The 14,402-nt window shown below is 63.2% G+C and carries 17 protein-coding genes; 7 read left to right on the forward strand and 10 right to left on the reverse strand.

Features of this window, described 5'->3' with window-relative positions; translation table 11 throughout:
* The coding region (locus JWQ89_RS06610) for a hypothetical protein (protein ID WP_299639467.1) at nucleotides 1–832 on the forward strand (832 nt) is incomplete at its 5' end.
* Nucleotides 833–1,126: 294 nt separating this feature from the next.
* Nucleotides 1,127–1,978, forward strand: a complete 852-nt coding sequence (locus tag JWQ89_RS06615) for a hypothetical protein (protein WP_299639469.1) — start codon at nucleotides 1,127–1,129, stop codon at nucleotides 1,976–1,978.
* A gap of 18 nt (nucleotides 1,979–1,996) precedes the next feature.
* Here the strand turns inward: JWQ89_RS06615 and JWQ89_RS06620 are convergent, their stop codons facing one another.
* Entirely contained in the window at nucleotides 1,997–2,266 is a 270-nt protein-coding gene (locus JWQ89_RS06620; RefSeq protein WP_299639471.1) for a helix-turn-helix transcriptional regulator, read from the reverse strand.
* 235 nt (nucleotides 2,267–2,501) lie between these two features.
* Nucleotides 2,502–3,395, reverse strand: coding sequence for a LysR family transcriptional regulator (locus JWQ89_RS06625; protein ID WP_299639473.1), 894 nt, complete (start codon nucleotides 3,393–3,395; stop codon nucleotides 2,502–2,504).
* Between the two features lie 101 nt (nucleotides 3,396–3,496).
* On the opposite strand from JWQ89_RS06625, the gene JWQ89_RS06630 reads away from it, so the two are divergent.
* The gene (locus tag JWQ89_RS06630) at nucleotides 3,497–3,910 is read left to right on the forward strand and encodes a cupin domain-containing protein (RefSeq protein WP_299639474.1); all 414 of its coding nucleotides are present in this window, start codon (nucleotides 3,497–3,499) and stop codon (nucleotides 3,908–3,910) included.
* A 108-nt stretch (nucleotides 3,911–4,018) separates the two neighbouring features.
* Here JWQ89_RS06630 and JWQ89_RS06635 read toward each other — a convergent pair whose 3' ends face one another.
* The 6 genes from JWQ89_RS06635 to JWQ89_RS06660 all read right to left on the reverse strand — a co-directional run bounded on the left by JWQ89_RS06635 (nucleotide 4,019) and on the right by JWQ89_RS06660 (nucleotide 8,894).
* Nucleotides 4,019–4,963: a threonine/serine dehydratase gene (locus tag JWQ89_RS06635; protein WP_299639475.1), complete on the reverse strand. Its 945-nt coding sequence runs from the start codon at nucleotides 4,961–4,963 to the stop codon at nucleotides 4,019–4,021.
* The gene (locus JWQ89_RS06640) at nucleotides 4,960–5,967 is read right to left on the reverse strand and encodes a succinylglutamate desuccinylase/aspartoacylase family protein (protein ID WP_299639476.1); all 1,008 of its coding nucleotides are present in this window, start codon (nucleotides 5,965–5,967) and stop codon (nucleotides 4,960–4,962) included. Before JWQ89_RS06640 ends, JWQ89_RS06635 begins: the two co-directional genes overlap by 4 nt.
* A 70-nt stretch (nucleotides 5,968–6,037) precedes the next feature.
* Nucleotides 6,038–6,826, reverse strand: coding sequence for a transporter substrate-binding domain-containing protein (locus JWQ89_RS06645; RefSeq protein WP_299639478.1), 789 nt, complete (start codon nucleotides 6,824–6,826; stop codon nucleotides 6,038–6,040).
* 31 nt (nucleotides 6,827–6,857) lie between these two features.
* Nucleotides 6,858–7,589 (reverse strand): amino acid ABC transporter ATP-binding protein, encoded by a 732-nt coding sequence (locus JWQ89_RS06650; protein ID WP_299639480.1) that lies wholly within the window; start codon nucleotides 7,587–7,589, stop codon nucleotides 6,858–6,860.
* Nucleotides 7,576–8,226, reverse strand: a complete 651-nt coding sequence (locus JWQ89_RS06655; RefSeq protein ID WP_299639483.1) for an amino acid ABC transporter permease — start codon at nucleotides 8,224–8,226, stop codon at nucleotides 7,576–7,578. The genes JWQ89_RS06650 and JWQ89_RS06655 overlap by 14 nt, the downstream gene beginning before the upstream one ends.
* Complete coding sequence (locus JWQ89_RS06660) at nucleotides 8,223–8,894, reverse strand: amino acid ABC transporter permease (protein WP_299639485.1); 672 nt, start codon at nucleotides 8,892–8,894, stop codon at nucleotides 8,223–8,225. The genes JWQ89_RS06655 and JWQ89_RS06660 overlap by 4 nt, the downstream gene beginning before the upstream one ends.
* Before the next feature lie 116 nt (nucleotides 8,895–9,010).
* On the opposite strand from JWQ89_RS06660, the gene JWQ89_RS06665 reads away from it, so the two are divergent.
* On the forward strand, nucleotides 9,011–9,769 hold the full coding sequence (locus tag JWQ89_RS06665) for a helix-turn-helix domain-containing protein (RefSeq protein ID WP_299639486.1): 759 nt from the start codon (nucleotides 9,011–9,013) through the stop codon (nucleotides 9,767–9,769).
* Here the strand turns inward: JWQ89_RS06665 and JWQ89_RS06670 are convergent.
* Together JWQ89_RS06670 and JWQ89_RS06675 are read right to left on the reverse strand one after the other, a co-directional pair.
* On the reverse strand, nucleotides 9,766–10,926 hold the full coding sequence (locus tag JWQ89_RS06670) for a Xaa-Pro peptidase family protein (RefSeq protein WP_299639488.1): 1,161 nt from the start codon (nucleotides 10,924–10,926) through the stop codon (nucleotides 9,766–9,768). The genes JWQ89_RS06665 and JWQ89_RS06670 overlap by 4 nt on opposite strands.
* Nucleotides 10,926–12,101, reverse strand: coding sequence for a RidA family protein (locus JWQ89_RS06675; protein ID WP_299639490.1), 1,176 nt, complete (start codon nucleotides 12,099–12,101; stop codon nucleotides 10,926–10,928). The genes JWQ89_RS06670 and JWQ89_RS06675 overlap by 1 nt, the downstream gene beginning before the upstream one ends.
* Before the next feature lie 91 nt (nucleotides 12,102–12,192).
* Between JWQ89_RS06675 and JWQ89_RS06680 the strand changes: the two genes are divergently transcribed.
* From JWQ89_RS06680 to JWQ89_RS06690, 3 genes are all read left to right on the forward strand, one after another.
* Nucleotides 12,193–12,783 carry a TetR/AcrR family transcriptional regulator gene (locus JWQ89_RS06680; protein WP_299639492.1) on the forward strand — a complete coding sequence of 197 codons (591 nt, stop codon included), beginning with the start codon at nucleotides 12,193–12,195 and terminating at the stop codon, nucleotides 12,781–12,783.
* Between the two features lie 298 nt (nucleotides 12,784–13,081).
* The gene (locus JWQ89_RS06685) at nucleotides 13,082–13,834 is read left to right on the forward strand and encodes an IclR family transcriptional regulator (RefSeq protein WP_299639494.1); all 753 of its coding nucleotides are present in this window, start codon (nucleotides 13,082–13,084) and stop codon (nucleotides 13,832–13,834) included.
* The coding region (locus JWQ89_RS06690; RefSeq protein ID WP_299639496.1) for an amidohydrolase family protein at nucleotides 13,831–14,402 on the forward strand (572 nt) is incomplete at its 3' end. The genes JWQ89_RS06685 and JWQ89_RS06690, both read left to right, overlap by 4 nt.

Raw genomic sequence — 14,402 nt, forward strand, 5'->3', positions numbered from 1 at the left:
TACGAGGCGAATTCCTGCGCATCGCACCTACAACCTGGGGTTTGTAGACCGCTACATCGATCAGTACCTGTGGGACATACGGGACCAGGCAGCGACCCGACAGAAGCAAGAACGCTACGACTTGCGACATGCGGCATTGAAGGCTGAGGTCGATCAATTTCGGCCCAAAGCCGCTTCGGGAGCCCTTTCGGACGAGGATACCGAGCTGCTCGCCGACCTGAAACGCCAGGGCGAGCTTCTGAGACGAGAGTTCATCGGCGACGTCACGGACTATGGCTTGGAACTGGATTATCAGATCGAAGAAATACTCCGAGACAATCAGCAGGCCATTGATAGCGAAGCCCGATGGCGCGAACAACAGGAGCGGCGTAGCCCGAACGGCGCTCACCACTTTGACCTCGACGCGCTGCGCGAAGACCCGACCGAGGCACTGCGACAGGAGGGAGGAGCTCCAGTACTGCTGTCCTTGAGCGCCGAAGCGATCCTTAGAGCCACGCCGGAATTCGCCAACCTGTCGCCCGAGATGGGGTTTGCTTCCGTGCTCGTGGCAGTCGCAGCCGAAGTGCAAGTTGGCGCATGCGCCGATGGCTGGCCAGAGTTTAGTTCGAGTTACGCGGCAGCGCAAAAAACCACGGCGGCTTACATCGAACTCGGAGAGATCCTTGGCTTCATCGGAGAGGAGCAGCGCGCTCATGTCGCCAACGCATACGAAACGGCTAACGGCTTGCGACGCAACGGTCTGGCGCTCATGAACACACCGGAGCAGTACATGTTCTGCAAGACATCAGCCGATGGCGTTACGGCTGCCGCCGCTCAGATGGGAATTCGGTGAGGCCTCAGGGCTGGGGACCTGAGTTCCAGCGCGCTGTCGACGGCAGCCTGTTTCGTCCAAGGCCGTCGCGAGCCGACACCAGAGGCCGGGACGACCTGACCCTTCGTGAGGGACGGCGAACAACTCACGCACCGGCTGATCTAACGCCGGTGCCATCTCCCTGAGTAGGCCATCGATTGCGCAGGCGCGGGACCATCCGAGCCACAGGCGTTTCCGTGGCAACAGCGGCTCCGCCTCTTTACGGCAGCAGTTGAACTATGGTGGCTATAGGCAACATAAAAATCGGAGCACCCGATGCCCAAACAGCGGCTTTATGATCTCGAAGACGACTCGGAAAACCTGAAAGAACTTCGTCGCAGGCGAGGTTCGGTCGGCGCATCCGTGCCGCCGCCTCCGACGGAACCACCGTCTCCGCCCGGGCCACCGGCAGGCTTGATAGACGAAGTTAGACCTCATCTGCATGCGAGAAAGGCGGCAAAGCTGCTCGGCATTCTCATGCTCTACCTGTTTGGGGCGGCGCTGATCTCCAATGGAGCGTCCGCGGACCAAATGGGCATTTTTGCCATCGGCTGGACCACCGTCGCAGTCATTATGGTGCTGATGGTGACCGGCTGGCAGGCAATCCGTCTGCCCTGGAACATGGGAGCCCGAGCATCCGCAGGTCGGCTGATCGAAGGGCAAGACACGCAAGGCGAGCGCCACAGGCGGGTAAGTCTCTGGCTTGTGTTGCCGCTGCTACCGGCTGCAGTCTTGGTTGGAGCCATCGGTGTGTATGTTCTGCTGCCGCGCGACCAGAGCGCTGCCCCTGCCAGCAGGCCATCCCTCGCGAACACCGCAGTACCAAGTTGCTCCGAAACCGTTGTGACCAGCACTCTCGCGCAAATCCTGCGCCAACAGATTCTCCCCGAGCCGATCAACACCCTCGCCATGGGCTATCCCGCCGCCTACGGCTACAATCTCGTCACATCCGAGGTCTCGTTCGACGCATTCAGGAACCGCGGTGAAGTGAACGGAGTCAGGACCTGCCTCGCCGAGGTCTACGCGAACTATGCCGGACCTCGCTTGAAAGCCAGTGCCACCTACACGGTCGAACTCACCGATGACCGCCGGCAGATCTACGTCACCGTGATCGAGGTGGGGCGCTAGCGGGCAACCAATGCGACGCTATTTCGTCGACGGCGCCTTGCGTCCGGGGGGCAGCGGCTTCGGCGGGTTGGCATCTGCATTGGGAACCGCGAACAACGCGCCGACTGGCTGTCCGAGCGCTTGGGCAACTTTGTCGAGCAGATCGACGGTTGGGTTTTCGGTCTCCCGCTCGAGTCCGCCCAGATAGGCACGATCCACCTGCGCGTCGGCGGCGAGCTTCTCCTGCGACAGCCCGCGTTCAACGCGCAATCGGCGCAAATTCCAGGCGACGAGCTGACGCGCATTCATAGCCCATCAGCAACATCGTGTCGCCCATCAAACCACTGTCCATAGCCATCGTAATGGCAACTTCACCACCTCGCGCATCCCGGCTTTGTCGCGGCGGGCGTGGCGCGCGCAGATCCGATACTCGGGACTGCTTGTACCACGCTGTTCGAGCGGGCAGCGGCCACCTGTTAAGGGTGTAGGGTATTAGGAGAGATCCGTTTGCGCGAGAAGCGGTCATCGGAGACTGCATGGCCACTCACCCGCCAAGGACCCTCCTCAGGATCGGTAATTCCTCGACGACGAAGTCGATGAAGGTGGAGACGCGAGGCGTCGTTCTTTGGTCCGGATGACACAGAAGGTACCAGGCGCGCGCCAGCTCCTGAACCGGTGGAAGCACCTGGACCAGCTCACCTTCTCCATCTCCGATCGGTGTCGGCAGCGGCGCGATGCCGAGACCCGACTTGACTGCAGACAGCACGCCCAAAACACTGTTGTTGCGCGCCACGATGCGCGCTCCGGGCAGTGCAGTTGCGAGCCATCGCGTCGCCCGATGGCTCTCTAGCAAACCATCAAAGCCGATGAGATCATGCAACAGCAGATCCTCGATTGAGTGTGGTTGCCCGCGGCGCTCCACATAGTCATGGCTGGCATAGAGCGCCCAGGTGGAATCCGCGATCTTGCGCCCGACCAGCCGCTCGTCACTTCCTTCGCCTGACCGAAACGCGACGTCGGCATCGCCGGCGGCAAGGTCAACAAACCGATCGCTGATGACGAACTCGATCCTCAGTCCACGGTAACGGTCATGAAAGCGATCGACGAAGCCGGAAGCGACGATGCGGGAAAGTATCGGCTCGGGGCAAGTGAGACGGACCGTGCCGGTGAGCTCGTGTTGGAGGCCAAGAATGGCTCGTCGCAATTTCGCGACGCTTTCTTCCACCTCGGCGAACGCCGGGAGCAGTTGCTCTCCCATTTCGGTCAGCCGGTAACCTGTCGGGTGTCGATGGACCAGCCGCAGCCCTACTTTCCGTTCGAGTTCGGCAACGCGACGGTGGACCGTCGACTGATTCACGCCAAGCTCCCGGGCGGCCGCGAGGGTCGAGCCCCGCCTTGCAACCGCCAGCAGATACCGCAGATCGTTCCAGTCGAACATGCCGCAGTTATGCATTCTTGCACCGGCCTCCCGCAACCTTGCTGCTCGCGCCGCTCCCGTTACCCGGTTAGCTCTGAACTCACCAACCGAGGAGAAGGCCAATGGAAAAAGCAACAGTCGAAACAATGATTGCCGCGCTAGATGTCGGCGTAACCCGCTCGGCCAAGGAGCAGGGGTTGGCCAAGCTGACACCGCTGCATCGGGAGGTGCTGACCACCCTGCCGCAGGGCAACAGGCAGGAGGTGCGCGTGTTGCACGCAGTGCTTCAGCCGGGCGACGTCACGCCCTACCACTCACACCGGTTCCCTGTGACCGTCTGTGTCACCGAGGGGGTCTTCACCTTAAGGCTAGATGGACGTGAGCCGATCTCGATCGGGCCCGGCCAGGTGTTTGTTGAGCCGCCGCATGTCAACATGACAGGAAGCAACGACGGCAGTGCGCCGGCCGTCACCATCCTGTTCTACGTCTGCGATCCCGACACGCCGTTCGCTGACCCGGTACTATCGACCGCCTAGCTGCGCTCAAATTGCGTGTCCCCCTTTGCACCATAAGCGGGCCTTCGAATTTTTCTTGGCCCAACGGCGTCCCTTCGGCTTCACACCCAGTACCGTAGGACCGGTCCATCAAAGCAAACCGTCCGACCCTGCACCGCAGATGATAGCGCCGACAACGGCACCGGCCGCGGGCTTCACTCGGCCCATCTGCAAGGCCGCAATTGCCGCCGCGCCGCTGAGGTCAGCCGCGAGGCCAAGTTCGAACCACAGCCATTTGGCGGCGGCGCGCATTTCGTCGTCGCTGACCAGCACAATCTCGTCGACGCGCGCCTGAACCGCCTCAAAGATCGCGTCGTCAGTCTTGGCGCAGGCCATGGTCGCGACGCTGGTCGTCACCCTGTCGAGTGCGATATTGCGGCCGGCTTCGAGGGCCCGCAGCAATACCGGCGAGCCCTCCGCCTCGACGCCTATGATTCGCACCGATGGCTTCAGCGCCTTGAGTGCGGTCGACACACCGGTCACCAGCCCGCCGCCGCCCATGGCCACGAGAACGACGTCAAGGCCCGCAATCTGGTCGAGGCACTCAAGCCCCACCGTGCCCTGCCCCGCCACCACCAGCGGGTCGGCGAAAGGATGGAAATAAGCTGCGCCGGTGTCGCGCTGGAACGCCATCGCCGCCTCATTCGATTCGTGCCAGGCGCTCCCGGTGATGTGCACATCAGCGTCCCACGCCTTCAGCTTCTCGATCTTAGAGGGGGCCGCGTTGGTGGGCAGGAAGATCGTCGCCTTAACGCCCGCCATCTGGCCGGCGCGCGCCGTGGCCAGCCCGTGATTGCCACCGGATGCGGTGACGATGCCGCGCGACAGCGCCGCCTTGTCGAGCGACAGCAGCTTGTTGGTCGCGCCGCGGGCCTTGAATGAGCCCGTCGCTTGCAGCAATTCAAGCTTCAACCAAAGATGGTAGCCCCCGTCAAAGCCGGTGCGCAGCGCACTGGCATGCATGACGGGCGTACGGCGGACATTGCCGGCGATGCGCTTTTCGGCGGCGCGGATGCCGTCGAGTTCGACGATCACGAAATATCTCCCGTATAGGGCGCGGCGACGGTGATGCAGCAATTGCCGGCCACCACACGCCCCGGCTGACGCCGACCATAGACGATGCCGCTCGCCCCATAGTGCACAATCTCCGGCGTCCGCGAGGGATCGATGAGATTGTGGATGCGGCCCGCCTGCTGGCCGGCTTCGACGCGCGCACCGAGAGGGTGAAACGGCTCGAATACGCCGGCGGTGGTTGCCAGCACATAACCATCGTGACCGGGGATGTGCAGGATCGCGTCGGGTCGCGCCGGCGGGGACGCCGTCGCCCCATCGAGCACGCCAAAATGCGCCAGCACGTTGCGGACGCCGCGCCGGCAGATATCGAGCGCTTCGAGGGAGACTGTCCCGGCACCGGCCATCTCGGTGCCGATGGTGACCAGCCCGGCGCGCACAGCGGTGGCCGTCGAGGTGCGTGGCTCACCCAGATTGTCGATGACAACGGTAAGCGGCGCGCCGAAGGCCAGCACCGCATCGATGTTGCGGCGCCTCAATGCCGGATCGGCGGCGGGCTCGATGATAGCGCTCGGCAGGATGTTGAGCGACGACCCGCCGGAATGAAGATCCACGAACGCATCGCCAAGCGGCATAATTACGCTGCTCACATAGGCCGATATCTGTTGTGTGATGGTGCCGCCCGGATCACCCGGGAACGTGCGATTGAGATTGAGCCCGTCGACCGGCGAGGTGCGGCGCCCGGCGTCGACGGCCGGCGTATTCACCGCCGGAAGGAAAATGATGCGACCGCTCACCTGGCCGGGGTCGAGTTCGCGGACCAACTCGCCCAGGGTGATCGGCCCTTCATATTCATCGCCGTGATTGCCGGCCTCGAGGATCACGGTGGGGCCGCGGCCATTGCTGATGACGGCCAGCGGGATGCGGGTTGCACCCCAGGCGTCCTCATGCGGCGAATGCGGGATGTCGACGAAGCCGATCTGCTTGCCGATCTTGTCGAAGTCGATGGTGGTGCGCGCGGTGGTCATCGGAACCAACTGAAGGGCTGTGAGGGATAAGGGTACGCGGCAGGAGGGCAGTCCTGCCGCGCGGCTGCGATCAGATCGCAGGCAGGGTCGGCAGCTTGGTGCCGATCCACTTCTCGGACAGCGCGGAGAGGGTGCCGTCCAGTTGGCTCACATGGATATAGGTGTCGAGCCAACGAAGCAGTTCGGGCGACCCCTGCTGGATGCCGATGTAGCAGGGCGAGAACTGCATCAGGAACTTCGGCTTCAACTCGGCACCCGGGTTCTTGTCCATCAGATCCTTGGCGACGATGTCGGCGGTGGCGAGTAACTGTGCCTGACCCGAAATGAAGGCCGCTGCCGCCGTCGCGTCGTCGTCATAGCGCTGGATGGTGGCGTTGGGCGCCAGCTCACTCAGAAGCAGATCCTGCGTGGTGCCGCGGGCTACCGCGATGGTTTCGGTGGTGATCTGGTCGGCACTGGTAATTGCAATGGCGTCCGGCCCGAACACACCTACCGACAGCGCCGCGTAGGGCGAAGTGAAGGCGATGGTCAGGGCGCGCTCGGGTGTGGCACCCATCGCGGCGATGACGATATCGAGCTTGTCGGTCGCGAGGAACGGCACTCGATTGGCGCCGGTAATCTGCTGCAGTTCGAGCGTGACGCCCAAGGCCTTGGCGATGTTGTTGGCCATGTCGACATCGAGGCCCACGGGCTGGTTGTTGGCGTCGTTGGAGCCGAACGGCGCCACGTCCACCGGCACGCCGATCCTCACCTTACCGGAGGCGATGATCTCCTGCAGATCGGCGGAGAGGGCCGGACCTGCGGTGACGGCGCCGGCCAGGAGCACGGCTGAGACGATCCTTGAAAGATGCTTCAACATTGTAGTCCCCTTTGGTTGTAGTTGGTCTGGTCTAGTGCAGAACCGCGCTCAGGAAGCTCCTGAGTTCGGGAGTACGCGGCTCGATCAGGGTGTCTCGCGCCGGGCCGTCCTCATGGACATTGCCCTGGTGCATGAAGACCACCCGGTCGGCGACGTTCTTGGCGAAATTCATCTCGTGCGTGACCAGCATCATGGTCATGCCCTCGCGGGCCAGCTCCTCGAGCACCTTCAGCACCTCGCCCACCAGTTCGGGGTCGAGCGCCGAGGTGATCTCGTCGAACAGCATCATGGTCGGCTGCATGGCGAGGGAGCGCGCGATGGCGACGCGTTGCTGCTGGCCGCCCGACAATTCATCCGGATAGGCGCCAAGCTTGTCGGCAAGCCCGACCTTGGCGACCATGGTGCGAGCGATGTCGCGCGCCGCATCGTTGCTCATCCGCCGCACCTTCTTCAGCGCCAGCGTCACATTTCGCTCGACCGTCAGATGAGGGAACAGATTGTAGCTTTGGAACACCATTCCAACACGTTCGCGCAGAGCGTTGATGTTGGTGGCCGGCGACGTCACCTCCATGCCATCGACGACAATCCGGCCGGACTGCACCCGCTCGAGCCCGTTGATGCAGCGCAACAGGGTGGACTTGCCCGAGCCGGAGCGGCCGATGACGGAGACGATCTCGCCCTTCTCGACCGTGAGCGAGATATTCTTCAGCACATCGACCTTGCCGAAGCTCTTGTGGATATCGGTGATCTCAACGAGCGGCATGAGTCCTCTTTTCGAGATGCTCGCTCAGCCGCGACAGGCTGAAGCAGATGACGAAATAGACGATGGCGGCGAGGCCATAGACCTGCAGCGGCTTGAACGTGGCCGCGCTGAGGATCTGGCTCGCACGCGTCAGTTCGATGAAGCCGATCAGCGCGGTGAGCGAGGTATCCTTCACCAGCTGCATGAGGTAGCCGACGGTCGGGGCGATCGAGATGCGTACCGCCTGCGGCAGGATCACGCTGGTGAGCCGCTGCCAGTAAGTGAGGCCAAGCGCGGCACCGGCCTCCCATTGCCGCGGCGACACTGACTGCAGGCTGCCGCGCCAGATTTCGCCCAGAAAGGCCGAGGCATTGATCGACAGCGCCAGCGCTGCAGCCTCCCACGCCCCGATCTGGATGCCGAACAGCGGCAAGCCGAAGAAGAAGATGAACAGCTGGCCCAGCAGCGGCGTGCCCTGGATCAGATTGATGTAGCCGATGGCGAGCCAGTTGGCCGGCTTGAAGCTGACGATGCGCAGCACCGCCACGATCAGCCCCAGCACGCCACCGGCCAGGATCGCGATCAGCGCCAGCGCCACGGTCCAGCGCGATGCTTCCAGCAGATAGACGATGTCATTGAGGCCTAGTTCGCGGATCATGCGCGCGGCCTCCGCACGAACACCAGCCAGTAGACCAGCGAGAAGAGCGCCCGAAAGCCCAGCGTCAGGACCAGATAGGTCACGGTGATCAGCGCGTAGGATTCGAATGAGCGGTAGGTACGCGAGTCGATGAAGGTCGCCTGGTGGAACAGTTCGCCGACGCCGAGCGAGGACACCACGCTGGTGGCGAGCAACAGCAGCACAAACTGGCTGGCCAGTGCCGGATAGACGGCCTTGACCGCCGGAAACAGCACCACGCTGCGGAAGGTCTGGCCCGCCGTCATGCCGAGCGCCCTGCCCGCTTCCACTTGGCTTGGCCGAATCGACTGGATGCCGGCGCGCAGGATTTCGCTGGCATAGGCGCCAACATTGATCGACAGCCCGATCACTGCGGCCAAATAGGCATCGAGCCGGATACCGAGGCTGGGCAGGCCGAAGAACACTATAAACAGCTGTACCAGCAGCGGCGTGTTGCGGATCGCCTCGACGTAAACGCGGGCCGCCACGTTGAGCACTCGGTTGTCGCTCATGCGCGCGAGCGCCATGAACAGTCCAATCACCAGCGCGATTGCCATGGTCAGGCAGGTCAGCTGCAAGGTGAGGCTAATGCCGCGAAGGATCTCGCCCGTGTAAGGGGCGAGCGCGTTAAATCTGAAATTATAGTTCATCCGTGCAGAGCCCCCTTCTGCAGTCGGCCGTAATGGGCTAGCTCAGCAACCCATCACAGTGCGACACCACGCTACAGTCGCTTCATATTTGTCGTCAAGAGTCATTGGTGAAACGGATGGCAGAGGACAAACTCAGTTACAGCGCCCCCGCTTTGGAGAAGGGCCTCGATATCCTTGAGCTGCTCGCCCGCTCCAGCGAACCGCTGGGCACGCGCCAGATCGCCGAGGAACTCGGTCGGTCCAAGAACGAGATCTTCCGCATGGTGCATGTGCTGGTCGGGCGCGGCTATCTGCAGCGCGAGGAAGGGGGCGACGGTCTCGTCCTGTCCAACAAGCTATTCGGCCTCGGTATGCAGACTGCGCGCGCCCGCGATCTCGTCAGCGTCGCCGCGCCGATCGTTGAGCGCTTCGCCGACGAGGTGCATCAGGCCGCCCATCTTGTCGTCGCGCATCGCGGCGAGACGGTCATCATCGCCGCGGCGTCCGGCGGTGCCGATATGAATTTTTCGCTCAAGCTCGGCTATCGGCGCCCGCTGGCCGATGCCCATTCCGGTCTCGTGCTGATGGCTTTCCAGCCGGCCGCCATACGCCAGCGCATGGTCGACGAATGCCTGACGTTGATGCGGCTGCCGCCGGACCCGACAACGCTCGCAGCGGAACTTGATGAAGTGCGGCACCAGGGCGCCATCATCCACGAGAGCCGCGACATCATAGGGGTCACCGATATCGTCTGCCCGATCATTGCCGGTGATCGCGCCGTCGCCTGCGTCACTGTCGCGGCCGTGAGCCGACGCAGCAGTCCGACCAATTTCGAGGCCATGCTAACGCGACTGAAAGCCGCCTGCGCCGAGATCGCACACGAACTCGGCAACTAGCCGATCTCGATCAGTTTGCGGCTGCTGGCTGCGAGCAATTCGGCGCCTGTATCGGTGACAATGGCATTGTCGATGATGCGTACCCCGAGCCCTTCGGCGCCGATGAACACCGGCGGCTCGATGGTGATCACCATGCCGGCGCGCAGGATGTATTTAGCACCATCGATCAGATGCAGCGGCTCGGCCCAGCTCGGCGGAAAGCTCGGCCCCAGCCCGTAGCCCGACAAATGCACGCGATAGGGCTCGAGCCCCGCAGCAGCGATGACGCGCCGCGCTGCCTCATGAACCTCGATCGCCGCCACCCCGTCGCGGATGAGCGCGATCATCGCGTCGCTTGCCGCCCGCACGATATCGTAGAGCTCGCGCATGCGGGGGGTCGGCTGCCCCATGACGAACTGCCGGCCGATCGTCGCCGTATAGCGCTTGAACGTCGCGCCGAACTCGACGTTGACGCAATCTCCTGCGGATATCTGCCGCTCCGTCGGTGCGCCGTGGGAATAGGCCGAACGCGGGCCGCTCACCAGATTGATCGGGCTTGCCGCGATGCCGCTTCCTGCCTTCAGCAGCGCGCCATAGACGGCGCCGGCCAGCTCAAGCTCACGACGCCCCACTGCCAGGTCCGCGGTGAACGCGTCCATGCCCATGTCGGCAAGCCGCGCCGCCTCACGCACATAGCTTAGCTCGGTCAGCGATTTCACCATGCGGAGCTCGGCGACCAGCATCGTCGCATCGATCAGGTGCTCGCTCCCGAAGAAGTCGCGCAGCCGTTGATAGTGGTAGGGGTGCAGATAGTAACTAGGCACTTCGAGCCCGACGCTCTCGCCGAGCAGGCCAAGCCGTCTCGCCAAAACCTCGAACGCTGCGATCGGGTCCTCGGTGATGCCGCCGCCCCAGCCGACGACTTCATCGACCCGCGCCTCGGTTTCGAACTCATGCACCTCGCCGGCCCGCGCCAGCACCACCAGCGGCGCATCATCGGTCACGCCGACGATAAGGCACTGGAACTCTTGGTAGCTCTTGGCCTCGCTGCCCGTCAGCCAGTGGATCGACGCCGGATGAATGACGACAAGGGCGTTGAGATCGCGTGCTCGCATCTGCTCGCGCACCAGCCAGAGCCGGCGCTGGAACTCCTCCGCGGCAAAGTCCCCGCGCGCCATCAGCTAACCCCGAAGGCTTCAATCTCGATCAACAGATTCTCGAATGCAAAGCCGGCAACACGGATGGCGGTCACCACAGGGCCGGGGTCCGGATAGAACTCACGCTGCACCCGAGCAATCGTGTCGCGCGTCGCCTCGATCTCGGCCCAGTCACCCTCGGCGTGGAAGTAGATATAGAGCTTCTGCACATCGGCTTCGGTGAAATGGCCCTCGGCGAGTACGTTGCGGATGAACTGGAAGACGTTGCGTGTCTGCGTCTCCATATCCGCGCCGACCGCCTGGGCCTTGTTATCAGCCGAGATCTGGCCGCCGATGAAGATCAGCGGCCCCTTGGCCCAACCCTGCGTGAACTGCGTGTTAGAGATGCTCCAGTCCCAGTGGTTTTTCGGCTGCAGGCGCAGGCGCTTCTCGCCTAGAACACCGATACCCTCGACCTGGATCAGTTCGTCGATCTTCGGCATGCCCTCGATGCGCAGCCCAGCCCCCGCCGCCGACGGCACCGACATGTAACGGCGCCGGACGTTGGTCATCTTCTCCCAATAGGTCGTGACCTCGCGACCCTCCCCGAAGAAGCGGAAATAGGTGTTCTGGCGCATCAAGCTGTGGCGGTCGCCGCCGCCGGCGCGCAGCATGGTGTCGAGATTTCGGAACGTTTCATCGGTCTGGATCTCGATATCGCCGACCCCCAGCACCTTGCCACTGGCATCGAGCGAGCGCTGGCCGCCGATGAACAGCATGTCGTCCACCTTCCAGCCGTGGATGAAGGGCTGCTCCTTGCCCCAGCCCCAATGGCCGGGGGGATCGATCACCTCGCGCTTGCCGCCCAGCACTACCCAGGCATCAAGCATCAGAAGAGCGCCCTCGGTATCGAGGCCGCAGCGCAGTTCGGTACGCGTCGGGCCGGGGTAGCTGAAATAGCCACAGCGTACCGCGTCGACATCGGCCATGAAGGCATCGATGGCCGCCTGCTCGGGCGCGCACCTGAAATAGATCGAGTGCTTGACCACATCGGCCATGCTGGCGCCGACGCTGGCCAGCGTGTCGCGCAGCGCGTCGAATACCAGCCTGGTCTGGAGCCGCACATCCGGCGCGGCGATAGCGCCGCCAGCATCCCGGGCGACAATGCCACCCACAAAAACGAAATTGTCGCGGCGAATAACGGTGGGTGCGCCCATATTGTCCCCCGGGGATACATACATACTTACTGACATGTAAGTAAGTACACGGTCAATGTGCAGCCGCAGCGAACTGCGCTAGGGGAAGGGCATGGATGAGAGCGAAAGCCGCAGCGCCATCAAGCAACTGGCGTCGGACCTGTTGATACGACACGGCTATCGCGGCATGGGCTATGCCGAGATAGCGACGCAGCTCGGCATCACCCGCGCTAACATCCATTATCATTTCGGCTCGAAGGCCGAGTTGATCGACGAAGTGCTGGCCGACTACGTCGCCGCGACGCTCGACTCGCTGCGCAAGGTATGGGCCAATGAAGGCACAAGCCTGCCAGAAAAGCTCAAGCAGATGCTTGTATTCAGCCGCCAGCGCTACAATCGCTTCAACGCCCGGGGAGAGCCCATCCGCCCGTGGAGCCTGATCTCACGCCTGCGGCAGGACCAAGATCTACTCTCCGCTTCCGGCCGCACCCTATTGGCGAAATTCTCAACCGAGCTGCACGACGTCTTCGCTGGCGCCCTGTCTCTCGCTGCTGCCGCCGGCGAAATCCGCGGCGACGTCGAAGCAGCAACGACTCTCCTGGTCGCCATTGCTGACAGCGCGGCTCCGATCACTATTGCCGAAGGCGGCTTCATGGGCCTTGAAGCGGCATATGGCGCTCTCGCCAAGCTGACGCTGAAATGACGATTGCCAACGGAAATCAGCGGGGCTCCACCTATGGGCCAAGAGCACGCATTCAGGCAGGTCCGTCTTTGGCCATTTGCGGACCGTCGCAGTTCAAGCGCAGCTGCCGCTACCGGACTTTCGGCGAGCTGCTCGAGCGTCAACCGCTTGCCTGTTGGTAGCGCCCTTATCCCGGGTAGCTCTGCTCCTTCAGAGCGGACCCTTGACGTCAAAGCGGATTCCGGTTGAGATGAGTTCATCGCTCAAACTATCAGTTCATCTAGTGAATTCTATCGATGATCGCTACGCAATTCGATCCGTGGATCGGGCCGTCGACATTCTCGCTGCAGTCGCGGCGAAGAACGGCGCGCTTACCGTTGACGGCATCGTTGCGGACACCGGCCTCCCCAAGAGCACGGTCTTTCGCATCCTCGCAACGCTGACGGCGCGGCGCCTGCTGGATCGGGAGGAGCAGAGCCAGACCTATCGGCTGGGCATGCTGGCGCTGGTCATTGGCGCACGGGCGATGGGCGAACTCGATCTTCGGCGCTCGGCCCGCCCGCATCTCGAAAGCCTGGTGGCCAAGACCGGGGAGACGGTTCACCTGTCGATCCTCAGTGAGAACAATGCGCTGTGCGTCGACAAGCTCGATGCGTCGCGCTCGATGCGCATGGCCAGCTTCGTCGGCTTCCTCGATCCGCTGCATTGCAGCGGTGTCGGCAAGGCTCTCCTCGCCTTCCAGGATGAGCCGGTTCGACAGCGGCTGATGGCGCGGATGCGCTTCGAGCCACACACGCCGCACACCATCACTAATCCGGAGCGCCTCACAGCGCAGATCAGCGAGATCCGAGCGCGCGGTTACGCCGTTGACGACGAGGAAATCGAACAGGGCCTGCGCTGCGTTGCCGCCCCGATCCGCGACCACTCCGGGTCGGTGGTCGCCGCGGTGAGCATTTCCGGTCCCACCACGCGCGTGACCCAGGCCGGCCTGACCGACCTCGCGCACGCCGTCGAGGAATGCGCCCAATCGATCTCGCGCGAGCTCGGCGCACTTGAGAAAGCCACCACATGATTGTCGACGTCCACTCACACACCCCGCAGTTCCGCAACACCGTACCGCCGGAGAACCGGCGACTGCACCACACTTGGCGCCCCGACCGCTCAGTCGACTCCGTCTACAGCTGGAACGACTATCTCGCGGCACAGCAGCCGGCCGACAAGTCGATCGTGTTCGGCGTCGCCTGGTCGCCGGGCGAGATCACCGGCAGTGTCAACGGCTTCAACGAGCCGGGTGACGTGGCCGTGGGTGTCAACGATGCCACTTCGGCCTTTGCGATCGCCCATCCCGACCGCCTCATCGGCTTCATGTCGGTCCACCCGCATGATCCGAAAGCGCTCGATGAGATCGAACGTTCGCGAACCGACCTCGGCCTGCGCGGCATCAAGATGGGCGCCAACTACCAGGTCTTCGATCCGCTCGAGAGCCGTGCGCTCGCCATCTACCGCGAGGCCGAGCGGAACGGACTGCCAATCCTCTTCCACATCGGCACCTCGCCGGTGCGGACGGCGCCGATCAAGTACGCCCACCCGCTGGTGGTCGACGAGATCTCCATTCGCTACCCGAACCTCAAGATCATCAT

The sequence above is a fragment of the Devosia sp. genome, from assembly GCF_028290645.1.
Classification (GTDB): domain Bacteria; phylum Pseudomonadota; class Alphaproteobacteria; order Rhizobiales; family Devosiaceae; genus Devosia_A.